Below are 23448 nucleotides of genomic sequence, written 5' to 3'. Positions count from 1 at the left end.
AACAAAAGAAAACTTAAGTAAGTATGGTTATAACCAACTTTCTGAAAAGAAAAAGCAAGGTATTATGGAGGTATTCTTAAGTCAATTTAAAGATTTACTAGTATGTATCCTAATTGCTGCTGCTGTTATATCTATGATAACGGGTAATGTAGAAAGTACCTTAGTTATATTTGCAGTTATTATTCTTAATGCAGTACTGGGAACTGTTCAACACTTTAAGGCTGAACAATCTTTGGATAGTTTAAAAGCCCTCTCCTCACCATCAGCTAAGCTATTTAGAGGTGGAATAAAAGTTGAGATAGCTTCTAATGAAGTTGTGCCTGGTGATATATTAGTTCTAGAAGCAGGAGATTTAGTTGCTGCTGATGGAAGAATTATTGAAAACTTCTCTCTACAAATAAATGAGAGTTCACTAACCGGTGAATCTGAAAGTGTTAATAAGACTAGTGATGTTATAGAAAAAACGGAGCTTGCTCTAGGTGATCAAAAAAATATGGTATTCTCTGGTTCACTTGTAACCTATGGTAGGGCCTTAGTAGTTGTAACTGGCACTGGTATGGGTACTGAAATTGGTAAAATAGCTAACTTAATGGAGCAGACTCAAGAAAAGAAAACTCCACTTCAAGCTAATTTAGATGATTTTAGTAAAAAACTTGCCATATCTATCTTAGGTATTTGTGTCCTAGTATTTGGACTTAGCTTATATAGAGGAACTCCAATGCTTGATTCCTTAATGTTTGCCGTTGCTTTAGCTGTAGCTGCTATTCCAGAGGCTCTAAGCTCTATCGTTACAATAGTTCTTGCCCTTGGAACACAAAAGATGGCTAAAGAAAATGCTATTATTAAAAAGCTTAAAGCAGTTGAAGGCTTAGGATGTGTATCTATTATATGTTCAGATAAAACAGGTACTTTAACACAAAACAAAATGACAACAAAAAAGGTTTATGTAGATAACAAATTAATTGACGGTGAATCTTTAAACTTAAATAATCCCGTTGAAAATTATCTACTTAATAGTTCTATACTTTGTAATGATTCTACATCTTCAGATGGAAAAGAAATTGGTGATCCAACTGAAGTTGCACTTGTTAATTTAGGACATAAATTTTCTTTGGACGAACTATCAGTTAGAAATAATTTTCAAAGATTAGGAGAATTACCTTTTGATTCAGATAGAAAACTTATGAGTACTCTTCACAGTTTTGATGGTAAATACTTAATGTTTACTAAGGGAGCATTTGATGTGCTTTTAGATAGAGTTAAATACATTAAGACTGCTAAAGGTGTAAGAGAAATCTCGCTTGAAGATAAAGAAAATATAATTGATACAAATAAAAATTTATCTAAAAATGGATTGAGAGTTTTAGCTTTTGCTTATAGAGAATTTGACAGCATCAAAGAACTTTCTATTGAAGATGAAAATAACTATACCTTCATCGGTTTAATTTCAATGATAGACCCACCAAGAGAAGAATCTGCTTCCGCTGTTGCTGATTGTATTACAGCAGGTATAAAACCAATAATGATTACTGGTGACCATAAAATAACTGCTTCTGCCATTGCAAAGCAAATAGGAATATTAAGAGCTGGTGATAAAGCTATCGAAGGTTTAGAACTAGATAAGATGTCTGATAAAGAACTTAAAAAGAACATAGAACGTATATCAGTTTATGCTAGGGTATCACCAGAACATAAAATAAGAATAGTTCAGGCTTGGCAAGAAAAAGGACAAATAGTTGCCATGACTGGTGATGGAGTTAATGATGCTCCTGCTCTTAAACAAGCAGATATTGGAATAGCCATGGGTATTACTGGTACTGAAGTTTCAAAGGATGCCGCATCAGTAATCCTTACAGATGATAACTTCGCTACCATAGTTAAATCTGTAGCTAATGGAAGAAATATTTATAGCAATATAAAGAACTCTATTAAATTCCTTCTATCTGGTAATGCTTCAGGTATAATAGCAGTATTATATTCATCGTTAATGGCTCTTCCAATGCCTTTTGCTGCTGTACATCTACTATTTATAAACTTACTTACAGATAGCTTACCTGCTATAGCAATAGGTATGGAACAATCTCGTCGTGACTTATTAAAAGACAAGCCTAGAGATAATAGTTCTTCAATCCTTTCAAAAGACTTCATATTGGAAGTTGGTCTTGAAGGATTAGTTATTGGTATCTTTACAATAATAGCCTTCTATATGGGATTAAAAGTTAACCCTGCTGTAGGTTCAACTATGGCTTTTTCTACATTATGTCTTGCTAGACTATTCCATGGATTTAACTGTAGAGGTAAAAAATCTATATTTACTCTTGGATTATTTACTAACAAATATAGCTGGATGGCATTTGGTATAGGATTACTATTTTTAAACTCAGTATTATTTGTACCATTCCTACAAAATCTATTTGAGGTAGCTCCTTTAACAGGGTCTCAAGTAGAATTTATATATCTTCTAGCATTCTTACCGACAGTAATTATTCAACTTGTTAAGGTAATTATAGATATATTAGATAATAAGAAAAGCACTACCCAATCTTATGATATTGACGTAGAAATAAAAAAAGCAGCTTAAGTGAGACTCTAAATCTATGATTTAGTTCTTGGAACTTACTCCACTGAACGAATGTGAAGTGGAGTTTCTTTTTATAAATTTTCTACTAATCTATATTTTTCATATTATAGTCTCTATTTTAATATGATGCCTTATTCAACACTTATTTCAAATATTACCAATTTAATTGCATAAAAAAAGTATACCTTAGTTTCTAAAAATACTTAGGTATACTTACCAAAATAATAAGACACATAACATATCCTACTATTAATACTATTCTTTTATATGACAAGTCAAACTCTTCATATCTATAATAGATATTACCCTTATAGCCTCTGCTATCAATTCCGTCCTTAATTTCTTTCCATCTATTTAAGGTATTTATAAAAAGTAATGAAGCAAGGGTCCCAGAATCTTTTACTTTATCCTTAAATCCGCCAAATGCACCCCTACAAATCATTGCTTTACGTAGCATCTGAAATTCATCGTATATAAGTACTAGAAATCTCTCCATGGACTTACCTATATCGCAAATATCTCTTAACCAAGGCTTCTTAGATCCTAAATAAAAAATATGATCTGTTGGAGTTGTAAGTGTTAAAAAGCTTACTGTCATTCCACCTGATACTGCTTTTAATATAAGTATTAATGTATTATACCATCCATAGTCAAATACAAAGGTTATGGATGATACTAATGCAAATATAAATGTTGCTTCTACAAAATGTCTAACCACATGTAATGGATTTTTATAAATAATATGAAGTGCAAGAAAAAATATTATATTTATAACCAGTGCATAGCACTTAGTACTAAAACTAAGTGCTATTATTGGTAATATACATAAAAGTATTTTCTCTATAGGATGAATATTTGATAACTTACTTAACTTTGAATAAGCTAATACTGTTTTTAACATTCTTTTGCTTGACTATTTGCTTTGACTTTTACATAAGCTTTCTTGGAACCTTTTTTAATTCCAATGTAGTATCCTATGAATCCAGCTCCTATTGCTGCTTGCAAACAGAAAAGGAAACTTTCAATTTCACCTGATGGCGGTTCCCATAAAGGTGCTGCCCAAGGTTCATAATCCCCTTTCAATTCTTGAATTTTAACTTCGATTTCTCCATCTGCGCCGTTAAATTCACCATTTCTTCCAATAAATAAAGAACCTATAACTATGGCAACACATAATAAAATTAAACCTATATTCTTTTTCATATTATTTTACACCTCCAACTTCTAATAATTCTTCAGAGGCATATTTTTCTATGAATTCAAATATCATAACAGTTATTATTCCCTCTACTATAGCTAATGGAATTTGAGTTATAGCAAATATTGATACGAACTTCCCAAAGGCAGCTAAGAATCCACCTGTAGTAGCCGGAAATGCTAGTCCTAATTGAATTGATGTAACTAAATAAGTTGCTAAATCTCCTATCATTGCTCCAAGAAATATTGCTAATTTCTTATTTTTATTTTTAAGTAATTTATAAACTCCAAAGGCTGCTAGTGGTCCTGCAATACCCATTGATAATACATTAGCTCCTAGAGTTGTTAATCCTCCGTGAGCAAGAAAAAGTGCTTGGAATAAAAGTACTACTATTGAAACCACAGACATAGCAAATGGTCCAAAAATCATAGCTCCAAGACCTGTTCCTGTTGGATGTGATGAGCTCCCTGTAACTGAAGGTAACTTCATTGCAGATAATACAAAAGCAAAGGCTCCAATTAATGCTAAAAGCATTTTTAAGTCCTTCTTATTTAATGTTTTTTTCTTAATGTCCCTAAGCCCAAGAACTACAAATGGAATACATGCCACAAAATAAAATGCAGCCCACCCTATTGGTAAAAACCCTTCTGCTATATGCATACCATAGGCTGCTTGTGGAATTGTTAAAAATAGAGCTAATGCCCAAAGAAATATAAATGAATTTTTAGTTACAAATGAATTTTTCATAATTCTCCCCCTCATATTTAAATCTAAAGCTACTTAATTTAAATATTTTGTCGCTAGCAAGACTCATATTTAAATACTTTGATTTCTAGATTTTAGCTAAAGTAATTCTTCTGCTAAATCCAAGAAATCTATTTATATACTAACTGTAATTTAATAAACTTTATAAGAGCTTTATATACTTAATGTGCACTTAAATATATAACCTTCCCATATTTGCTTTAACATATCTTTATAGTTAGACAGCTCCTACTCCCACCTTTACCCGAGTATTGATGGCCATCATACCAGAAATATTAACTTAAATATTGTTTATTATTACAGATATAGTCGCACAACTCATCTTCAAAATTGAAGACTTTCCCGTAATCCATAATTTTTCTTTCTACCACTATAACCTTAATTCCAAGATCTATAGCAGCTTTTATTTTTTCATAGGTTCCTCCTTGAGGTCCACTATCCTTTGTAATTAATGCCTTGCCGTCATATTCATTGATAAAGGCTTTATTTAGTTCATAACCTATTGGTCCTTTAATGAAGATAAGGTCTTCTACCTTAACTCCAAGATCAAATACTTCTTTCATTACCTTTAAAGATGGTAATACTCTGTGAATCACTCTATTCTCAAGATTTAAATCTAATATTTTATCTATATTTCTACTTCCAGTTGTGTTTAAAACACATCCATCCACATTCTTTAGAACTTCTGCTAAATCTTCATAACTTGGTACTTCTACAATTAAATCATTCTTTGGGAAGTTATCTAAAGTACTCTTTCTTTCATACCTTAGGTACTCTATATCAAGTTCCTTAGCTATCTTCATAGCTGTAGCACTTATTTCCACTGCATATGGATGTGATGCATCTACAAGTATATTTACTCCATTATTTTTAAATAATGTTTTTAACTCTTCATATACTAAGGGCTTATCATTAAGCACCTTATATTTATAGTTATTTAAAAGTTCTCCTCCATAGGTAGTAGCCGTTGATACTACGATATTATCTGTATGTTTATTTAGATGGGAAAGAATTACCTTTCCCTCTGATGTACCTACTATTAAGCCTATCATTGTAATTCTCCTCCCACTATATCCAATGTAAATTATTAAAACCTATATAGCTAACTTTGAAATTTCGCTCTCTAACCTAATCCATATTATAAAAATCCCAAAGCTAGCCTATTTTTAACTTCCTATTTTTGTCCTACTTTATATCCTCTTGGAGTTATAAATAATCCATCTTTAATATAACTCTTTGTATTTCCTATGATTACTATAGTCATCATATCAACTACTGAGTCATCAAATTCTCCTAAAGTCCAAACCTTAGCTTCTTGACCATCTCTTAGTGCATGTTTAACTGTAGCTACTGGCGTATCGTCTTTTCTATACTTCTTAATTATGTCTAACGCTTCTCTTAAGTAATGTGGTCTTCCTTTACTCTTTGGATTATAAAGGGATATTATGAAATCTCCCTCAGCTGCAAGTTCAACTCTTCTCTTAATGTCTTCATAAGGAGTCATTAAATCACTTAAACTGATGTTACAGTTATCGTGCATTAGCGGTGCTCCAACTACTGATCCAGCTGAAGATGATGCCGTAACTCCTGGTATAACTTCAACTTCCTCACCCTTTTTCATTTCAAGGATTAATCCTGCCATACCATAGATGCCAGCATCTCCAGTACTTACAACTGCTACTGTTCCTTCACTTGTAAGTTTTAAAGCTTCTGCACATCTTGCTTCTTCACCCATCATCCCTGTAGAATAAACTTTTTTACCATCCAAAAGTGGCTTTATCATTTCTATATATTTTGTATATCCTACTACAATATCACTTTCTTCTATAGCTTTTACAGCCTTGATTGTCATATGATCAAGTCCTCCTGGACCTATTCCTACTACATATAATTTTCCCATAATCTTTTCCTCCATTGATTAGCTTAATGCTAGTTTATCTTTCCAATACAAAGGGTTATTCCCTCAAAACTTATCTTCTCCGTTAGTAACGTTCCTCCGCTAAGTTCTACACAAGGTTCACATACAGCTCTAACCCCTATAGATTTTTCTACAAAGTCACTACCTTTATAATTGTGTTCTACAGTTTTTATATCTTCTAAAGAGTGTATTTCCATAGGGCAATTAAAAAACTCACTTAGTGCAATTAATGCTTTCTCATCCCTTTTCAGTTCAACGGTAGAGATAGCTTTTACAGCCCTTAAATCCAAGTTATATTTCTTTAAAGTATCCACAACAAAATTTTTAACTTTGGTGTTATCCACATCTTTTCTACATCCCATGCCTAATATGATATTTTTTCTTATTAGTCTTAGATGACTAAGCCCTTGAACATGTGGAATGTTTTCAGCTTCTATCTTATTTGATACAGTAACAATACCTTTAATATCTTCTGAAGGCACTACGTATCCTCTTGGCATTTTTATTTTATTATCTTCATCTAAGAATGCAACCTTAGCCTCATCTACTAGCTTTGCAGCTACATCCTTAGCTATTTTCATATCATCTATGATAAGGTTATTATCCTTTGCAATCATATCTGGAGCATCGATCCCCATACTATCTGTGGCAGTAGTTATCACTGGGGTTGCGCTCAAAATCTTAGCCACCTTTAGTGCAAGTTCATTTGCACCGCCCAGATGTCCACCTGCTAAACTTATAACAAATTTACTCTCACAGTCCACCACCACAACTGCAGGATCCTTATCTTTTCCTTTAAGAAAAGGGGCTATTCCTCTTACAGCTATTCCTGTAGATGAAATAAAAATTATTCCATCCACAGTATCCATAAGTTTTTCACTTATTGTCTTTAACTTAAACTCTTTATTGTTATAGCTAGAGTAAATCTCTAGGTCCAAAGTTTCCTTTAGCTTTTTTGCAATGTTGTCTCCTTGTCTTGTTACAGACACTGCTGCTAATTTCATAATTATCCTACTTTCTTAAAAAGTTCCTTTAAATTATGGATATATTTTAAGTGACTGTTGAAATTTACATCAATATTATCAATATGATATAATAATCAACAATTGTTAAAACAGATAAACCAATTATAACTAGTTTTGACCTTCTCTAAACATGTGAGTGAAGGTTTTATCATATAAAAGACTCTTATCATAATCACAGTTAATGAAATCTCCAACTAATATTTGAGCACATTTTGTAATTCCTGCTTCTTTTACCTTTTCAGCAATATCATCAAGTGTTCCAATTATAGCTCTTTCATCTTCCCATGTAGCTCTTTCAACAACAGCTATGTTTACATTTCTTCCATAACCTTTTCTTAATTTCGCTACAACTTTCTCAATCATGCTAATTGAAAGGAATATAGCCATAGATGCACCAATTGATGCAAGTCTCTCTAAATCTTCTGTTTCTGGTACTGGAGTTCTGCCCTCTACTCTTGTTAATATTACAGTTTGAGTTACTGATGGAAGAGTGAACTCTTTCTTTATAACTGAAGCCGCTGCTGTAAATGAACTTACCCCTGGAATTACCTTGTATTCTATGTTTAACTTATCTAATTCATCCATTTGCTCTTTTATAGCGCCATAGATAGCTGGATCTCCTGTGTGAAGTCTTACTACCATCTTATTTTCTTTCTCAGCCTTATTCATAACCTCTATAACCTCTTCTAAAGTCATAGATGCTGAGTTATATATCTCACAATTTGGCTTGCAATAAGTCATATGTTCCTTACTTACTAATGAACCTGCATATATAACAACATCGGCTTTCTCTAAAGTATTTCTACCTTTTACCGTAATTAATTCTGCATCTCCTGGACCTGCTCCTATAAAATAAACCATGTTTATTTCCTCCTTCATCTCTACACTAAGGCTTAAATAATCAATTTGACCATCTTCTTAGCTATATTATCTATCTGAAATTTTTTACTACTATTCTTATGTACCCTTAATATATAAATTGAATATCATCTTTATAGTATTAAATCTATATAATATGCTCTATAACTACTCTTTATTTGCAATTATAAGTGACATGTACTCTTTGTTATCTAATATGTCTTCTCTTCTATTTAAAATTTCTTGTCCTTCTCTTCCAGCTCTTTTTATGTATACATAGTTAAAGCCTTTTCCATCAAGAACATCTAACACTTCTTCTTCTCTTTTATAAACCTTCATTATTACCACATATTTCTCATCTTTTATATCAGCAACTCTGCTAGCTGGCATAATAAGCAATGGTTCATCACCAATAACAAGTGGCTTTTGTGCAAGACTTGCACTAGCACAGAAAGAAGTTATTCCTGGCACAGTTTCAACTTCAAAACCATGTTCTTCTATGTACTTAAGTAAATAAATATACGTGCTATAAACAAAAGGGTCTCCTAATGTTAAAAATGCAATATTCTTTCCTTCTTTAAGTTTTTCTTCGATAGCTTTAAATGCTTCAAATATCTTCTCTTCTTGCTCTTCTCCACCCATGGGAAACTGCTTTATCATAACCTCTTTATCTGCTGTTATGAAATCTTCTGCAATTCCAAGAGCTATACTTGTTCCACCCTTCATTGCACTTGGTGCAACTATTACATCACACATTTCTATAGTTTTAACTGCTTTTAAAGTTAATAATTCTTTATCTCCAGGACCTACTCCAACCCCGTATAACTTTGCCATTTAATTCACTCCTTCAACTTTAACTATAATTTATTACTTCAACTTTTCTACTTATAGAAAACACTATATTTCAATATGCTAATTAAATTTCACTTTAATTACTTCTTCTCAGCTTCTACAATAAAAATAGGATTGTATCCAAATAGCATATAGCTTTGACCTCTAGTCTTACTTACTCCAACTTGAGTGCAAGCTATCTTCATACCTAAAGCCTTTAAAGTGCTCATTGCTTTATAAACATTATCTATAGTTATAAAGTTTAGAACCATAGTTCCACCCACTTCAAGGATATTGCTACATTTTTTAATTATATCCTCTAAATTTCCACCGCTTCCTCCAATGAAGATGCTGTTAAACTTACCTTCAATGGTATCTAATACTTCAATAGCTTCTCCAGCAATAATTTTAAGATTGTCACACTTAAACTTCTCTTTGTTTTGATGAGCCACTTCTAAAGCATCTTCATCCTTTTCTATAGCTATGACTTTTCCCTTAGTGCAAATCTTGCTTCCTTGTACTGCAATAGAACCGGTTCCTGTACCTATGTCTAGAAGTTTAGAGTCTTCTTCTAAGTTAAGTCTTACCATACTTAGAATTCTGATTTCCTCCTTAGTCATAGGACAATTTCCTCTTATAAAATCTTCATCTTTTATATATTTCATTTAAATTTCCTCCACCACAAAAACACTTAAAGAAGAAAAATCTTTTGTCATTATTTCCTTTGGTGTCCCTGTTGTTACCTTCTCATCATCATAGGATAAATTTTCTCCTATCCATATCGTGCACTTTATATTTTCATTATATAGTTCTTCTGCTAAAGCCTTTGGTGAGTTCTTTCCATCAGTTAAAAATATAGAAGTACTATTTTCTTTAACTATGTTTAAAAAATCTTGCTCTCGCCCATGGACGCTACCTAAAAACTTTCCATGCCAGCTCTTTCCGATTTTGCTCATTAAATACTGAAATGAACTAATCCCAGGTATTATTTCTATGTCGTATTCATTAAGACTTCTCTTTATGTAATCAGTAACTCCATAAAAACAAGGATCTCCAGAAGCAATTATAGATATATTCTTTTCTTTATTCGCTTCTACAACTTTTAAAATTTCTGCTAAACCCTTAACTGCAATTTTATCCGTAGCTACAAAATCTATACTCTCTAAAGCTCTAGAAAAACCTATTATTACATCACTATTTTCTAATGTTTTAATGGCCTTTGGAAGTATATAATCCACGCTTCCAGGCCCAAGTCCCACTATATATATCATACCTTCACCTCTAGCTCGTTGTAGCTAATACCTTAGGGTTTGTCGCCCCCCAATACATAACTACATCACATTTTAGCTCCCCGTAGCTGTAAAGTTCCATTCTCTTCTTTACCTTATCTACAATGGTGTCATATATCTGTCCATATTCTCCATTTAAAGCCTTAATAGCTCCTTCTGTTGTCTTTTCATCATATATCCTTCTAATTACATCATGCGGTGCTCCAGCTAATGCTAATTCTAAGGCAATTACCTCTAACCTAACATCACATACTCTGCTATGAGTATGGAAACATCCAGCAGACACTTTACAAATCTTTCCTATATGACCTATGATGATAATTTCTTTAACTCCACACCCCACACAACATTCTATTGCAAAGCCTACAAAGTTTGATATTATGGCTACTTGATCTATTTCATACCCTAATGATTCAGCTACCTTTTCACCCATGTTACCAAAGGCTAATACTAAAATCTTATGTTTTAGTGACTTTTGAGTTATTTCAATTTTAATAGATTCTTTAATAGCTTCCTCTGACATTGGATATACAATTCCTGTAGTTCCTAAGATTGATATCCCATTAATTATATTAAGCCTTGGATTAAAAGTCTTTTTCGCAACTTCCTCTCCTCTAGGCACAAATATTGTAATAGTTACTCCTTCTTCCTCTGGAAGCACACTACAAACCTCTTGCTCTATCATAAGTCTAGGTACAGGGTTTATTGCTGCTTCACCCTTTTCAATGTAGAGTCCCTCACCATTTACTATACCTACACCCTTACCGCCTTTTAAACTGTATCTTTCTTCACCCTTTTCAGCTCTAGCCCAGATGGATAATCCATGGGTTGCATCTATATCGTCGCCCCCATCCTTTATTACTGAACATTCTACATAGTCATCTTTTATAATTATTTCATCTATAACTAAATTAAGTACTATGCCTTTAGGTGTATTTATTTCAACTTCTTTGATCTCTTTACCAGTAAAAAGCATGTCAGTTGCGGCCTTTGCTGCAGCTGCAGCAGAAGAGCCAGTGGTGTATCCGCACCTTAGTTTTTTACCATTGCTATTAACATATAAGTCCAGCATCTTAATACCTTCTTTTTATCTTTCTATCAACATGTACATAAGAGCATTAACTATGGCAGCTGCTACTGCACTTCCACCTTTTCTTCCTCTTACAGTCATCATAGGCATATTCTTCATGTTTTCGATTTCTTCCTTTGATTCTGCTGCGCCTACAAATCCTATAGGTGCCCCAATAACAAATTTACAGCTTGATTCTCCTGATTCAATCATCTCTTTAAGTTTGAATAAAGCTGTCGGAGCATTTCCAAATACAAAGAACTCAACTCCATCTGCTACAGCTTTTTCTACCGCTGCCATAGAACGAGTTATTCCTCGTTCCCTTGCAATTTCAGCTACTTCAGGCTCTGCTACATAGCATACAACCTTACAGTTTAATTTCTTTAGCGCACTTTTATTAATTCCTGAAAGTGCCATGTTAGTATCTGTATAAATTATTGTACCTTTTTTTAGAATTTCTAGTGCTGATTCAATAGCACCTTCACTCATATAAACTAGGTCCTTATACTCAAAATCTGCTGTGGTATGAATAACTCTCTTTATTATTGAAAGCTCTCTATCATCAAAGTTATGGAATCCCATTTCTTCTCCTATAATCTCAAAACTTCTTTTTTCTATATCCATTGGTACTTTTATATAATCCATCATTTCCTCCTATAGGTCAATAATTTAAACAAACATAATTCTTAGCTTCTAAATCAATTACTTAACTAAGTTTTTCAGAAACTCTATATTAGAAAAGAAATGTACATGCCCATAAGCACCTAAGGTATTATTTTTCAAATACCCACAATTCCATGTTTTAATATTACCATCGTACATTTCTTTTTGTAATTCATAGATCTTTTCATCCTTTAAATCCACTAGTGACTTATGAAATTCATGACAATTTATCTTAGTTCCCTTTGGAATCATTGAGTTTTCCTCAGCTACCTTTATAGTTGCATATCCAAAGTTATTAAGTTTTCCTGTCATATAAGAAATTCCTTCAAAGAAGCCTACTGCTTCACTACCATCAATACTTTTTGTAAGGTACATAAGCCCTCCACATTCAGCGTAACACTTAACTCCGTTGTTTAGTGCTTCCTTTATACTTTGTAGCATAGATTTATTCTTCGATAACTCCTCTTTGAATACTTCTGGGTATCCTCCACCTATGTATATAAAATCTACATCCTTTGGTAAAATCCTATCTTCCAAAGGACTAAAATATTCAATCTTCCCTAGCTCACTTAAGAGTTCTATGTTCTCTTTATAATAAAAACTAAAGGCCTTATCATAAGCTACTGCAATCTTAATGCCCTTATTTTCAACATGGAACTTACCACTCTCATATGAATCACAAACTTCAGCGTGTTTAAACTCTTTAATAAGTCCATCTACATCTATATGTTCTTCAACAAGGCTACTACATAACTCTATCTTCTTTGATAGATCTTCAACTTCACTGCTTTGTACAAGTCCTAAATGTCTACTTTTCAAAGTTATTCTCTCATCTTTAGGTATATACCCAAACACCTTAATTCCATGACAATTTATTTCAATTATTCTTTTTAGAAGATTATAATAGCTGTTGCTAATATTATTTAATATAACACCTACAATATTAACATTCTCATAATTCCTTATTCCCTCTATTTCTGCACAAAGTGTAGCTGATTGCGCTTTTGGAGATAGTACAAGTACCACTGGAAGCTTCAAGGTATTAGCCACATGAGCAGTAGAAAACTTAGTATCTACACCTTTTCCATCATAAAGCCCCATAACACCTTCAATAACTCCAAACTCTCCTTCACCTCTCAAATAACTTTCTTTAACTCCATCTTCACCCATTAAAAACAGATCTAGATTTCTTGAAGCTACTCCAGTTATTTCTCTATGAAAAGCAGAGTCTATATAATCTGGACCAACCTTGTATCCCTGAACCTTAAACCCTCTATTTATAAGAGTCTTCATAATTGCTAAGGTTACAGTTGTTTTTCCACCGCCACTACTATTTGAAGAAATCATTATACTTTTCATAATTAACTCCTTTATTGTGCTTTCTTTGTATCTCCTAAGTGTAAATACTTATTATCTATTACATCCTGCACATGATTTACATAAATATCTCTAAATGCTTTAATTTCACCTAAACCATGTAGATAAATCTCTATATCTATACCAGCTTGTTCAAGAATAGTTTTCCATGAATCTTCCTCATCCGAAGCCATATCATTTGTTGCATGGTCTCCCGCTACTAACATAAGTGGTGCTAACTTAATTTCACTAACTTTATCTTTCTTAAGCATATCTATTATCATCTCTATAGTTGGATATCCTTCTACAGTTCCTAGATATACATTATTATGATCCATGTATCTAAACACACTTTGAAGTGCTACAAAGGCTGAGTTTGCAGGATGATTACTTCCATGTCCCATGAATACCATAGTTTTATCTTCTGGTATAATTTCTTTTATAGCATCTACAAAAATCTCATAATCGTTTGGTGTTTCTTCTCCACCTTGGAAGTGAAGGGCAGGTCTTCCTACTCTTATAGATTTAAATTTATTACTTGCTTTAAATTTATCTGCAACAAGTCTAACATACTGAAATTCCTCTCCTGGAATAATGTGAAGCGGTTGAACTATAACCTCTTCATATCCTTGTTTATATAACTCTTCTAAAGCTTCTTCTGGGGTTGGAATTGTTATACCATCTCTATCCTTAATTTTCTTTATTATCATATGTGCTGTAAAGGCTCTCTTCACATCATATTCCTTAAATGTTTGTTTTATCTCATTCTCTATTTTTTCTATAGTTAATTTCAATGTTTCTTTATATGTAGTTCCAAAACTTACTACTAATATGGCTTTCTTCATTCTTAGTTCCTCCGTATACAATATTAAAATAGTGCAAAATAAAACCTCCACCAAAAGGTAGAGGTTAAAACTCAATTTAAATATACATAATTACAACTTGTACTTTAAATACAAATTAATATGTTAATTCTCTTCCCTCCGAAGTGTCACTTATTTGTTTTAGGCAGGTCTCCTGACTCACGATCATCCTTATCTCACCTTCCCAGAAAAACTCCAGTGGTTTATGAGATTCGTCTTCGTATACAGTAGCGGGGGCTGTAGTGGACTTTAACCACTTTCCCTATTAAACATAATGTACCCAAAACTTCATTTATTAAATTATAATTAAATATTTTCAACCCATGCTTTGCATAAGTCATTCTCATTATACATTATACTCAAATTTAATTCAACATAATTACCTTGCATTTATAAAAATATTGCCTGTTTATTGCAATCTATATATTATAATAATATACTTTAACTATAATTATTATTACAATTTTTTATTACTTAGAGGTAATTTTATGTGTTATATATATATTTTAAAGTGCAGTGATAATACCCTTTATACCGGATGGACAACTAATCTTGAAAGAAGGCTTCGTTGTCACAACAGTGGAAAAGGTTCAAAATATACAAGATGTAGACTTCCTGTAGAAATAGTTTATTCTGAGATTCTAGAAGACAAGTCCTCAGCCCTAAAAAGAGAATATGAAATAAAAAGACTTTCTAGAGAGAAAAAGCTTCTTTTAATAAAGAATAACTATATAGAAACATAAATATATCATAATATTAATCTCATCTATGCGATTTCCGAATCATTACTAATACTCGAGTTATTTTCTTTAACAACTTTTCTTATAAGTTCCAGTAATTCTTTATTAGAAGATGACTTATCAAACTCAGTACATTTATCTCTAATTTCTTTTAGCTTCTTTTCATCTTTTAACAATTTCTCCACGGTAGCCTTACTATTCAATCCATGTCCTATAGATATAGCCATATTATGCTCTAATAAAAATTTTGCATTAGCTTCCTCTTGTCCTGGTATAGCATCAAAAATCACCATAGGTAGATTTGTTGCTAAAGCTTCTGATACCGTTAATCCACCAGGCTTAGTAATTAAGATATCTGCTAAATTCATATATCTATGAACTTCCTTTGTGAACTTAATAGCTCTTGTTTTCTTTTCACTTACTTTTATATGTTTTTTGATTCTCTTATATAACCTTTCATTATTTCCGGTAAGAATTATAATTTGAAAATCCATTGGAATTTTAGCTATATCTACATATATATCTTCTATATTCTGAACTCCAAAGCTACCTGCCATAATTAATATGGTCATTTTATCTTTATCTAGTTCTAGTTCTTCTGCAAGTTTAAACTTGTCATCATAATCCTTTTGAAAAAAACTACTAGAAACTGGAATTCCGTAAGAATGTATACATTCACCTCTTACCCCTCTATCTATCATCTCTAATCTCATAGCTTCACTAGCGACACAATATTCATCAACATTAGGCTTTATCCAAGTCTTATGAGCTGTATAATCTGTCATTATACATACTAGGGGTACTTTCACCTTATCATTTCCCTTTAATATTGAAATCATCTCTGTGGGGAATGGATGAGTAGTTATTATTACATCTGGATTGAAATCTTCAATCAAAGGTAAAAGCTTATTAGAGAAGTGTAGAATCAATCTTGTAACCAATAACGTCAATAGGCTAGTCCTATCTGTAATTCTATATATTCTTTTATAAATAAAATTAAAATACTTAGCTAATATTATATATCCTTTAGTAACCACTATATTAACCAATGGATTAATATATTCTAAGGTGTCTACTACTTTAACTTTAGCATCTTCTTCATTTTCTAAAACATATGATTCCAAGGCTCTTGAAGCCTTAATATGACCTCCACCGGTAGATGCAGATAAAATAAGAATTTTCATATTCTCGACCCTCTCTATCTTTACTTCACATAGTGTTATCCAGTAAATTCAACTATTCTATTTTACCACAACTTTAATTGTTTAGTCCAACTAATTAAAGTTTGTTCAATTTGTTACAATTTGTTAAATATAATGTACACTTTTTTCACAATAATATAACATATCATATATGTAATAGATGTTACAATTAAGTTTACACATAAAATCTAAATACAGTATTTAAATTTTGTATAATTTATCTATTATAACTTACATACAATCAGAAAAAACTTAACTTAATACAGAAATATCATTTTACTAAAATACCTCTAATTTCAATACCGTTTCTTTAATTAACATTTTGCACATAAAAAAACTAGTAAATTAAAAATTTACTAGTTGTCTTTATACTTTTCTTTTGTCAGCTCTGATACTCTAGTTAAAATACTATTTTCTACATTATTAATTATATCTATCAACTTATCAACGTATGAATCTATCTTTTCAGAAGTATTCCCATAATTTTCACGTTCTCTCAATTCACTTAATATTGCTTCAGATATCTTAAGTACAGTTTCTGCATAATTATTTATTTTTTTATCATCTATATAACTATTTACAAACTTATAACTGTTTAATAATTCTTCAAATCCCATCATAAATTCATCTCTATAATAGCTTTCTACATTTATCCAATTAGGTATTGTATTATTTTTTATTTTATCGCCTAAAATTTTAACCTTTTTATTTAAATCAAATAACTCCTTATAATTCTTTATCTTGTCATTATTAATATTTATAGCATGCTCTTTCTTAAACTTTAATCTTTCAGCTTTAAGTAATTTATTCATTATTAACACAGATATACAGCTCCCTATTGCTGATGATATTAAAGGAACTATTATAATTAATATAAAAGTTGCATTATCCATAATATAACTCACCTCAAATATAATATTCGTTTCAAATCTTATATTCTTTACCAACTAACAACCTTTATAGTTCATTAATTATAACTTTAATGGTATACTTGAATATTTATTAACCCCAATATTAGTTAGTTAATCAGCACATTTTCTCTATATTGAAAATATTCATATTAGCACATAAAAAAACCTAGCAAACATTACGTTTACTAGGTTTTTTGGCAGGGGTGCAGGGACTCGAACCCGGAACCAACGGTTTTGGAGACCGCTACTCTACCAATTGAGCTACACCCCTTCATTACTCATTTATTATATTATATAATAAATATAAATGCAAGAGATTTTTCTTATATTTTTTTCTTACAACTATAACTTTTCCTTAATATAAATATGTTGAAGAATTTTCACATATAGAAACATTTAACATATTATTATTAACTACTTTTTTATATGAGCACAAAAATTCATTTAATTCATTATCAGTTAAATCTATTTTTATATAACTTTTTAATATTACATTTTCATCTTGTAGGATTATTTCTACATCATTCTTATTATTTTTAACATGATATATATTGACACTTTTTATACTAATCTTACTCTTATATTTTTCTTGAAATCCCATAACCTTTCTTGTTTCTTCATAATCCTTACCTAAAGAATTAAATGGCATTTCTACTCCCATGGATTTCATTTGATTTTCTAGATCTTCAGTTGAAACTCCGTATCTATCCATAACCTTCTTTTGTATATTCATAAACTTCTCTTGGGATATATTATTATCCTGCATATACTTAAATATTTCTCTACTCATTTCTGCCATGGATAACTTACCTTGTGCCATAGAATAATACATAGAATAAATATAATCCTCAAATTTATCTACATCTTTATCCGTTGCTTTGTTTTTTAATTCATTAAAATCTATTACATCACTAATTTTAATCAGCTCCTTGAATACACGATTTATCTTACAATATTTTTATTTTATCCCATTACTATGCTTTATATTACTAATTTTTTTAAATGTACCCATAGATATTACATCACTGGAGAATCTTTTCCATAATATATAATTTTCATTGGATTACATCTATCTAAACCTAAGAAATCTATTTATAAAGTAGTATATTACAAACCTATTCAGATTACTACTACTTATTCATGAGTTCAATATATTTTAATGCTTTATTAATAACTTAATAATGTAAAAACCGAGTATATAAGCCTTAACCTAAAATACTCGGATGCTTTTCAATAAAATCATATATTAGAATACTGTTTATTGAATTTTAAATCCAGCTTCTTTTACCTTATAAACTATTTCTTCTAAGTTCTCTGTATTTAATCTTATTATAATTTCTTTTACTTCTGTTAAACTCTTAGGATCAACAACAACAAAACTTATTATTTGTCCTTTATTCTCAGAAATAATTCTTGAAAGCTTAGATATTTGTCCCGGTATATCATAAGCAATTACTGATAAACGTTTGCCTTTGTTTAATCCAAACAGTTCTGTGAATTGATGGAATATACCATGATGAGTTACAATACCCTGCATATTTCCATTTTTATCTATAACAGGTATAAATGAAACACTTTTAGTTTCTAAGAAATGTGCCGCTTCCTCTATTTCCTCAAATGGTGATACAGATGGTACATCTGTTCTCATAACATTTTCCACTAAAAAGTCAGATAATAAACACTGTCTCTCAATGGACTTTTCATAATAATATGTGTATATTTGCTCCTTAGAGATTACACCACAGAACTTGCTATCTTCCACTACTGGTATGGATAAAAATTTATTTTTTTCCATAATTTCTAGAGCTTCCCCTATGGTCACCTTTGGAGTCACTGTTGTTAACTTTTCTTTTGCCAACATTAAGTTGCTTACAAACATAATTTATCCTCCTTTTATTTTGATTACCTTATATTATACATTATTTTACCTCGCTATCGTTAGTAGTTTTTACATATTGTTAGTATATTTTATCCAAATTTTCTGTGTTTTCTCAATATTTAATTGCAATTATCACATTCGTAATTACTCTAAAAAAATTGTTAATTAATTATTTAGATATTAATTAATTAACATTTTAATTTTTAGTTAATATTCATACTATTTCAATCCAATATATGCTAAAATCTTTCTAGATAGTATAAAATTTTTCTAAACATTATAGTAACATTAAAAATTAAACTTGGGGGATAAGATGAATATCAGTATGAAAAATATAGTTTCAGCCCTTTCCTTATCTTTAGATCTAACTGACAATAATTGGAATAAATTTGAAAATATTTTAGATATACCATTGAAAACAAGTGTTTCTAACCATGAATTTTCAAATCACTCTAAGTGTACTTGCTATATAGCACTTGAAATAGCTCGCGCCTTAAATCTAGATGAAAATTCATATTATAATTTATATATTGCTTGTATGATTCATGATATTGGTACTCAAAATATATTTGATAAATCACATAACTCAAACTGGCACATAAAAAAACATTGTATTGAAGGATCTGAAATGATTCAAACCATACCTTCTTTAATACAAGTATACGATATAATACGATACCATCATGAAAACTTTGACGGCAGTGGTTGTTTAAATCTTCAAAGTTCCTTAATACCAATAGAGGCCCAAATACTTAGGCTTGCAGATTTAGTTGAAATTCAGATTGATTTTGATGTTCCGCCATACATTCAAAAGCCCCCTATTATTAATTGGGTGATATCTCAAAGTGGAATTTTATTTTCTCCTGATATTGTAGATGTATTTTTGAAAATATCTAATCCTGAAGCCTTTTGGTTAAACCTTTTAAACATCCCTACCATGGATTTTATTTTAGATGATATAACACCTAAAAAGGACACGTTAATTTCCCTTGGTGAATTTGAAGCCATAGCTGACGTATTTGCAAACATTATAGATAATAAAAGTTCCTTTACTGCTACTCATTCTAAAGAAATTGCTACACTTGCTTATGATGTTTCAAAGCACATTGGGTACGACGAAGAAAAATGTTTAAAAATGAAAATTGCAGGTCTACTTCATGATATTGGAAAATTGGCTATACCAATTAGTATTTTAGATAAAGATGGACCTCTGACAGAAGATGAATTTTCTATTATTAAATCACATACCTACTATACTAAATTAATACTTGATAAAATAGACAATATATCAGATATAAGCTTCTGGGCTTCAAGCCATCATGAAAAGCTAAATGGACTTGGTTATCCTAGAAGACTTAGTGATGAACAACTTAGTGAAGAATGTAGAATTATTGGTGTATGTGATATATATCAGTCATTAACCGCCGATAGACCTTATCGAAATGGTCTGTATATGTATCAAGCTTTTGACATCCTTGATGACATGGTTAGTCGTAATTTAATTTGTAGTTATGCTGTAAACCAGCTTAAAGATACTTTAGTGTCTCAAGTAGAATCAAATGTTAAATTACATATTTTTTAAATTTAAATAATATGATGAAAAGTAATTTTACTATTTACTTTTCATTTTTTTTCTTTTGAGCTAAAATATTAATGAGGTGAATCATATGGAATTTGTAGTTAGTAATATTGATGAATTAGATTCCCTAGGTGTACAACTAGGAAAAATGTGTAAAAAGAATGATATCATATGTTTAATTGGAGATCTTGGTACTGGTAAAACCCATCTTACTAAGGGTATTGCCAAGGGGTTAGGTATTTTGGAATGTATCACAAGTCCTACCTTTACAATCGTTAATGAATATGATGGTAGATTAAAACTATATCACTTTGATGTTTATAGAGTAAATGATCCTGATGAAATTGCGGCTATAGGCTTTGATGAATATATATTCGGAGATGGTGTCAGTGTAATTGAATGGGCAAATTATATTGAAGATTTAATTCCTGAAGAAAGCTTAACTATTAATATAGATAAAATCCCTACTCTTGGAGATACTTATAGAAAAATTACCCTTACCCACACAAACACTAAATATGATTATATAAAGGAGTTAACACTATGAAGATTTTGGCCTTAGATTCTGCAACAGAATGTGCAACTGCAGCTATTATTGATGATAATAAGCTTTTAGGAGAAATTATTTTCAACTATAAAAAGCAACATTCCGTTATAATGATGCCAATGATAGATAGCTTACTTAAAAATTGCGGATTATCCGTAGCTGATATAGATGGATTTGCTATTTCTAATGGTCCAGGTTCTTTTACAGGACTTAGAATTGGAATGTCCACAATTAAAGGTCTTGTTCAAGCCACCGAAAAACCTTTTATATCAATAAGTTCTCTAGATGGACTTGCAAATAACTTGTTTAATATCGATGGTATAATTTGCCCTATAATTGATGCTTTAAGAGGTAACGTATATACTAATTTTTATAGATTTGAAAATGATAAGCTAATCACTTTAGATGAGCCACAACTTTTATCTGTAGAAGAAGTAATAAATAAATGTAAGGTCTTTAATGAAAAAATTACCTTTATAGGAGATGGAACTTATAAATTTAGAGATACATTATCATCTTCACTTTCTAATGCTTCTATAACTCCTAGTCATCTTAATTTAGCAAAAGCATCTTCTATAGCTTCTCTTGCATATATGAAACTAAAGAATGATGAAAGTGATAACGTTCTTAGTGCTGCACCAGTTTATCTTAGATTATGTCAGGCAGAAAGAGAATATGAAGAAAAGGTAAAGCAAAATGACTGATTTAACTGTTGAAAAAATGAGTTCTGTAAACATATTAGGAGTTAAAGAGATTTGTGATTTAAGCTTCGCAAGTCCTTGGTCTTTGCTTTCTATAGAAAAGGAACTTATTAATAAAAATGCAGTTTACATTGTTGTAAAACTAGGTAGTAAGGTTGTAGCTTTCGGAGGTGCTTGGGTTATATTTGATGAAGCTCATATAACAAATATAGCAGTGCATCCTGACTATAGAGGCAATGGATTTGGTGATATTGCAGTTGAGAATCTAATGAAATCTTGTAAAGAACTAAGTGTTTGCTCAATGACACTAGAAGTAAGAGCATCTAACTTACCTGCAATAAATCTTTATAAGAAATATAATTTTTCTTTAGAAGGTATTAGAAAAAACTTTTATGAACATCCAAGAGAAGATGGACATATAATGTGGAATTATAACATTTAATAAAAAGGCTATGAAACCAGGTTTTACCTGCATTTCATAGCCTTTTTATATTAGAAATAATTTTATATTATATAGAGTTTTAAAATGCTTTGCAAGCCTTTATCTAGGCTCCCTTTTGCATTGATTGTTCCATTAAGCTATTCTCTTTATTTATTAACGGTGAAATTCTTTTATAAGATACAAATGTTACTACGGATACTAGAACACCCTTCAATATATTAAATGGTGTTATTCCCAAAACTATTATACCTGCAAGACTGTTTATGCTTGCATTTCCTTCTGCCGATGCTCCTATAAGATTGCTCATACCACCCATTATTGTTCCATACAGTGGTAATAATATATAGTAATTAAATACAGCGCCTACTACAGTCATTGTTATAGTTCCTAAAATTAATCCTATAACAGCACTTTTTTTAGTTTTATTTCTATGATATATGAATGATGCCACATACACAAAGGTCCCTCCAACTAGGAAGTTAGCAAATTCTCCAACGCCACCCGTAATGCTTCCACTGAATACCAAATTCAAAACAACTTTTCCACCTTCTACCATTACCCCCGCTATCGGACCTAAGGCAAATCCACCTATAAGTGCTGGTAAATCACTAAAATCTAGTTTTAAGAATGGTGGAAGTCCTGGTATTGGGAATTCAAATAGCATTAGTACAAATGCCATAGCTACTAACAAAGAAATTTTAACTAGCTTGTTTACATTTTTTGATGTATTCATTTTATTACCCCCTAAATTTTCTGCATCCTTCAAAGGGTTACGCATAGAAACATAATTATATAAGTGAATCGATCTTATGCATTTTGCATATTGTTTAACATTTAAATTATCACTTAAATAAAAAAGCCCTGGTTAATAAACCAGGGCAAAATCACGCATAATTATATAACTATACTACCTTCTTCCATCCAGACTATACTGTCGGCTTCGGAATTTAACCGAATCAGCCTTTCGGCTCGCGGGCTATACCGCCGGTGGGGAATCTCGCCCCGCCCTGAAGTGCATTATTAAATTTTAT

The 23448-nt window shown here is 31.1% G+C and carries 25 protein-coding genes, 1 tRNA gene and 2 riboswitches; of the genes, 6 read left to right on the top strand and 20 right to left on the bottom strand.

Annotated features, from left to right (window positions below; genetic code table 11):
* A partial coding sequence (locus RSD37_RS13510) for a cation-translocating P-type ATPase (protein ID WP_346947270.1) occupies positions 1-2581 on the top strand: 2581 nt, incomplete at its 5' end.
* Positions 2582-2774: 193 nt separating this feature from the next.
* Here the strand turns inward: RSD37_RS13510 and RSD37_RS13505 are convergent.
* The 14 genes from RSD37_RS13505 to RSD37_RS13440 form a co-directional block, all read right to left on the bottom strand.
* Positions 2775-3482, bottom strand: a complete 708-nt coding sequence (locus RSD37_RS13505; protein WP_346947269.1) for an energy-coupling factor transporter transmembrane component T — start codon at positions 3480-3482, stop codon at positions 2775-2777.
* Positions 3476-3784 (bottom strand): energy-coupling factor ABC transporter substrate-binding protein, encoded by a 309-nt coding sequence (locus tag RSD37_RS13500; RefSeq protein ID WP_346947268.1) that lies wholly within the window; start codon positions 3782-3784, stop codon positions 3476-3478. Before RSD37_RS13500 ends, RSD37_RS13505 begins: the two co-directional genes overlap by 7 nt.
* 1 nt (position 3785) lies before the next feature.
* A complete protein-coding gene (locus tag RSD37_RS13495) occupies positions 3786-4526 on the bottom strand; it encodes an energy-coupling factor ABC transporter permease (RefSeq protein WP_346947267.1) in 741 nt (246 codons plus the stop codon).
* Positions 4527-4819: 293 nt separating this feature from the next.
* Positions 4820-5596, bottom strand: a complete 777-nt coding sequence (locus tag RSD37_RS13490; RefSeq protein ID WP_346947266.1) for a cobalt-precorrin-6A reductase — start codon at positions 5594-5596, stop codon at positions 4820-4822.
* Between the two features lie 122 nt (positions 5597-5718).
* Positions 5719-6444 (bottom strand): precorrin-3B C(17)-methyltransferase, encoded by a 726-nt coding sequence (cobJ, locus tag RSD37_RS13485; RefSeq protein ID WP_346947265.1) that lies wholly within the window; start codon positions 6442-6444, stop codon positions 5719-5721.
* A gap of 29 nt (positions 6445-6473) precedes the next feature.
* On the bottom strand, positions 6474-7466 hold the full coding sequence (cbiG, locus tag RSD37_RS13480; RefSeq protein WP_346947264.1) for a cobalt-precorrin 5A hydrolase: 993 nt from the start codon (positions 7464-7466) through the stop codon (positions 6474-6476).
* A gap of 129 nt (positions 7467-7595) precedes the next feature.
* Positions 7596-8348, bottom strand: a complete 753-nt coding sequence (gene cobM, locus RSD37_RS13475) for a precorrin-4 C(11)-methyltransferase (RefSeq protein ID WP_346947263.1) — start codon at positions 8346-8348, stop codon at positions 7596-7598.
* 165 nt (positions 8349-8513) lie between these two features.
* Positions 8514-9179: a cobalt-factor II C(20)-methyltransferase gene (locus RSD37_RS13470; RefSeq protein ID WP_346947262.1), complete on the bottom strand. Its 666-nt coding sequence runs from the start codon at positions 9177-9179 to the stop codon at positions 8514-8516.
* Positions 9180-9277: 98 nt separating this feature from the next.
* Positions 9278-9841, bottom strand: coding sequence for a precorrin-6Y C5,15-methyltransferase (decarboxylating) subunit CbiT (gene cbiT, locus RSD37_RS13465; RefSeq protein ID WP_346947261.1), 564 nt, complete (start codon positions 9839-9841; stop codon positions 9278-9280).
* The gene (cbiE, locus tag RSD37_RS13460) at positions 9842-10447 is read right to left on the bottom strand and encodes a precorrin-6y C5,15-methyltransferase (decarboxylating) subunit CbiE (protein ID WP_346947260.1); all 606 of its coding nucleotides are present in this window, start codon (positions 10445-10447) and stop codon (positions 9842-9844) included.
* Between the two features lie 10 nt (positions 10448-10457).
* Positions 10458-11537 carry a cobalt-precorrin-5B (C(1))-methyltransferase CbiD gene (gene cbiD, locus RSD37_RS13455; protein WP_346947259.1) on the bottom strand — a complete coding sequence of 360 codons (1080 nt, stop codon included), beginning with the start codon at positions 11535-11537 and terminating at the stop codon, positions 10458-10460.
* Between the two features lie 15 nt (positions 11538-11552).
* A complete protein-coding gene (locus RSD37_RS13450) occupies positions 11553-12182 on the bottom strand; it encodes a precorrin-8X methylmutase (protein ID WP_346947258.1) in 630 nt (209 codons plus the stop codon).
* 54 nt (positions 12183-12236) lie between these two features.
* Positions 12237-13556: a cobyrinate a,c-diamide synthase gene (locus RSD37_RS13445; protein WP_346947257.1), complete on the bottom strand. Its 1320-nt coding sequence runs from the start codon at positions 13554-13556 to the stop codon at positions 12237-12239.
* 11 nt (positions 13557-13567) lie between these two features.
* Positions 13568-14398 carry a sirohydrochlorin cobaltochelatase gene (locus RSD37_RS13440; protein WP_346947256.1) on the bottom strand — a complete coding sequence of 277 codons (831 nt, stop codon included), beginning with the start codon at positions 14396-14398 and terminating at the stop codon, positions 13568-13570.
* A 144-nt stretch (positions 14399-14542) separates the two neighbouring features.
* Positions 14543-14715: riboswitch (cobalamin riboswitch) on the bottom strand.
* 189 nt (positions 14716-14904) lie between these two features.
* Here RSD37_RS13440 and RSD37_RS13435 point away from each other — a divergent pair.
* Positions 14905-15159, top strand: a complete 255-nt coding sequence (locus tag RSD37_RS13435) for a GIY-YIG nuclease family protein (RefSeq protein ID WP_346947255.1) — start codon at positions 14905-14907, stop codon at positions 15157-15159.
* A 23-nt stretch (positions 15160-15182) separates the two neighbouring features.
* Here RSD37_RS13435 and RSD37_RS13430 read toward each other — a convergent pair whose 3' ends face one another.
* The 5 genes from RSD37_RS13430 to RSD37_RS13410 all read right to left on the bottom strand — a co-directional run bounded on the left by RSD37_RS13430 (position 15183) and on the right by RSD37_RS13410 (position 19148).
* Positions 15183-16340, bottom strand: a complete 1158-nt coding sequence (locus tag RSD37_RS13430) for a glycosyltransferase (RefSeq protein WP_346947254.1) — start codon at positions 16338-16340, stop codon at positions 15183-15185.
* A 374-nt stretch (positions 16341-16714) separates the two neighbouring features.
* Positions 16715-17251, bottom strand: a complete 537-nt coding sequence (locus RSD37_RS13425; protein WP_346947253.1) for a hypothetical protein — start codon at positions 17249-17251, stop codon at positions 16715-16717.
* 213 nt (positions 17252-17464) lie between these two features.
* A tRNA-Trp gene (locus RSD37_RS13420) sits at positions 17465-17540 on the bottom strand.
* Between the two features lie 84 nt (positions 17541-17624).
* Complete coding sequence (locus tag RSD37_RS13415; protein WP_346947271.1) at positions 17625-18185, bottom strand: DUF3867 domain-containing protein; 561 nt, start codon at positions 18183-18185, stop codon at positions 17625-17627.
* A 342-nt stretch (positions 18186-18527) separates the two neighbouring features.
* Positions 18528-19148 carry a CBS domain-containing protein gene (locus RSD37_RS13410; protein WP_346947252.1) on the bottom strand — a complete coding sequence of 207 codons (621 nt, stop codon included), beginning with the start codon at positions 19146-19148 and terminating at the stop codon, positions 18528-18530.
* Positions 19149-19461: 313 nt separating this feature from the next.
* On the opposite strand from RSD37_RS13410, the gene RSD37_RS13405 reads away from it, so the two are divergent.
* The 4 genes from RSD37_RS13405 to rimI all read left to right on the top strand — a co-directional run bounded on the left by RSD37_RS13405 (position 19462) and on the right by rimI (position 22417).
* The gene (locus RSD37_RS13405) at positions 19462-20730 is read left to right on the top strand and encodes an HD domain-containing phosphohydrolase (protein ID WP_346947251.1); all 1269 of its coding nucleotides are present in this window, start codon (positions 19462-19464) and stop codon (positions 20728-20730) included.
* Between the two features lie 85 nt (positions 20731-20815).
* On the top strand, positions 20816-21274 hold the full coding sequence (gene tsaE / locus RSD37_RS13400) for a tRNA (adenosine(37)-N6)-threonylcarbamoyltransferase complex ATPase subunit type 1 TsaE (RefSeq protein ID WP_346947250.1): 459 nt from the start codon (positions 20816-20818) through the stop codon (positions 21272-21274).
* Positions 21271-21978, top strand: coding sequence for a tRNA (adenosine(37)-N6)-threonylcarbamoyltransferase complex dimerization subunit type 1 TsaB (tsaB, locus tag RSD37_RS13395; RefSeq protein ID WP_346947249.1), 708 nt, complete (start codon positions 21271-21273; stop codon positions 21976-21978). The genes tsaE and tsaB overlap by 4 nt, the downstream gene beginning before the upstream one ends.
* A complete protein-coding gene (gene rimI / locus RSD37_RS13390; protein ID WP_346947248.1) occupies positions 21971-22417 on the top strand; it encodes a ribosomal protein S18-alanine N-acetyltransferase in 447 nt (148 codons plus the stop codon). The genes tsaB and rimI overlap by 8 nt, the downstream gene beginning before the upstream one ends.
* A gap of 103 nt (positions 22418-22520) precedes the next feature.
* On the opposite strand, the gene RSD37_RS13385 is transcribed toward rimI, so the two are convergent.
* Positions 22521-23150: an ECF transporter S component gene (locus tag RSD37_RS13385; RefSeq protein WP_346947247.1), complete on the bottom strand. Its 630-nt coding sequence runs from the start codon at positions 23148-23150 to the stop codon at positions 22521-22523.
* Positions 23151-23323: 173 nt separating this feature from the next.
* Positions 23324-23436, bottom strand: a riboswitch (FMN riboswitch).
* Between the last annotated feature and the right edge of the window lie 12 nt (positions 23437-23448).

The organism is Clostridium sp. (assembly GCF_036646415.1).
Taxonomy (GTDB): Bacteria; Bacillota; Clostridia; order Clostridiales; family Clostridiaceae; genus Clostridium_J.
Note: the sequence above shows the minus strand (reverse complement) of the source record. Positions and strands in the feature narration are given on the sequence as shown.

What these genes read in the sequence shown, in the direction of transcription:
- RSD37_RS13505 (WP_346947269.1), bottom strand. Translation starts at nt 3,482, where the DNA reads ATGTTAAAAACAGTATTAGCTTATTCAAAGTTAAGTAAGTTATCAAAT.
- RSD37_RS13500 (WP_346947268.1), bottom strand. Translation starts at nt 3,784, where the DNA reads ATGAAAAAGAATATAGGTTTAATTTTATTATGTGTTGCCATAGTTATA.
- RSD37_RS13495 (WP_346947267.1), bottom strand. Translation starts at nt 4,526, where the DNA reads ATGAAAAATTCATTTGTAACTAAAAATTCATTTATATTTCTTTGGGCA.
- RSD37_RS13490 (WP_346947266.1), bottom strand. Translation starts at nt 5,596, where the DNA reads ATGATAGGCTTAATAGTAGGTACATCAGAGGGAAAGGTAATTCTTTCC.
- cobJ (WP_346947265.1), bottom strand. Translation starts at nt 6,444, where the DNA reads ATGGGAAAATTATATGTAGTAGGAATAGGTCCAGGAGGACTTGATCAT.
- cbiG (WP_346947264.1), bottom strand. Translation starts at nt 7,466, where the DNA reads ATGAAATTAGCAGCAGTGTCTGTAACAAGACAAGGAGACAACATTGCA.
- cobM (WP_346947263.1), bottom strand. Translation starts at nt 8,348, where the DNA reads ATGGTTTATTTTATAGGAGCAGGTCCAGGAGATGCAGAATTAATTACG.
- RSD37_RS13470 (WP_346947262.1), bottom strand. Translation starts at nt 9,179, where the DNA reads ATGGCAAAGTTATACGGGGTTGGAGTAGGTCCTGGAGATAAAGAATTA.
- cbiT (WP_346947261.1), bottom strand. Translation starts at nt 9,841, where the DNA reads ATGAAATATATAAAAGATGAAGATTTTATAAGAGGAAATTGTCCTATG.
- cbiE (WP_346947260.1), bottom strand. Translation starts at nt 10,447, where the DNA reads ATGATATATATAGTGGGACTTGGGCCTGGAAGCGTGGATTATATACTT.
- cbiD (WP_346947259.1), bottom strand. Translation starts at nt 11,537, where the DNA reads ATGCTGGACTTATATGTTAATAGCAATGGTAAAAAACTAAGGTGCGGA.
- RSD37_RS13450 (WP_346947258.1), bottom strand. Translation starts at nt 12,182, where the DNA reads ATGATGGATTATATAAAAGTACCAATGGATATAGAAAAAAGAAGTTTT.
- RSD37_RS13445 (WP_346947257.1), bottom strand. Translation starts at nt 13,556, where the DNA reads ATGAAAAGTATAATGATTTCTTCAAATAGTAGTGGCGGTGGAAAAACA.
- RSD37_RS13440 (WP_346947256.1), bottom strand. Translation starts at nt 14,398, where the DNA reads ATGAAGAAAGCCATATTAGTAGTAAGTTTTGGAACTACATATAAAGAA.
- RSD37_RS13435 (WP_346947255.1), top strand. Translation starts at nt 14,905, where the DNA reads ATGTGTTATATATATATTTTAAAGTGCAGTGATAATACCCTTTATACC.
- RSD37_RS13430 (WP_346947254.1), bottom strand. Translation starts at nt 16,340, where the DNA reads ATGAAAATTCTTATTTTATCTGCATCTACCGGTGGAGGTCATATTAAG.
- RSD37_RS13425 (WP_346947253.1), bottom strand. Translation starts at nt 17,251, where the DNA reads ATGGATAATGCAACTTTTATATTAATTATAATAGTTCCTTTAATATCA.
- RSD37_RS13410 (WP_346947252.1), bottom strand. Translation starts at nt 19,148, where the DNA reads ATGTTTGTAAGCAACTTAATGTTGGCAAAAGAAAAGTTAACAACAGTG.
- RSD37_RS13405 (WP_346947251.1), top strand. Translation starts at nt 19,462, where the DNA reads ATGAATATCAGTATGAAAAATATAGTTTCAGCCCTTTCCTTATCTTTA.
- tsaE (WP_346947250.1), top strand. Translation starts at nt 20,816, where the DNA reads ATGGAATTTGTAGTTAGTAATATTGATGAATTAGATTCCCTAGGTGTA.
- tsaB (WP_346947249.1), top strand. Translation starts at nt 21,271, where the DNA reads ATGAAGATTTTGGCCTTAGATTCTGCAACAGAATGTGCAACTGCAGCT.
- rimI (WP_346947248.1), top strand. Translation starts at nt 21,971, where the DNA reads ATGACTGATTTAACTGTTGAAAAAATGAGTTCTGTAAACATATTAGGA.
- RSD37_RS13385 (WP_346947247.1), bottom strand. Translation starts at nt 23,150, where the DNA reads ATGAATACATCAAAAAATGTAAACAAGCTAGTTAAAATTTCTTTGTTA.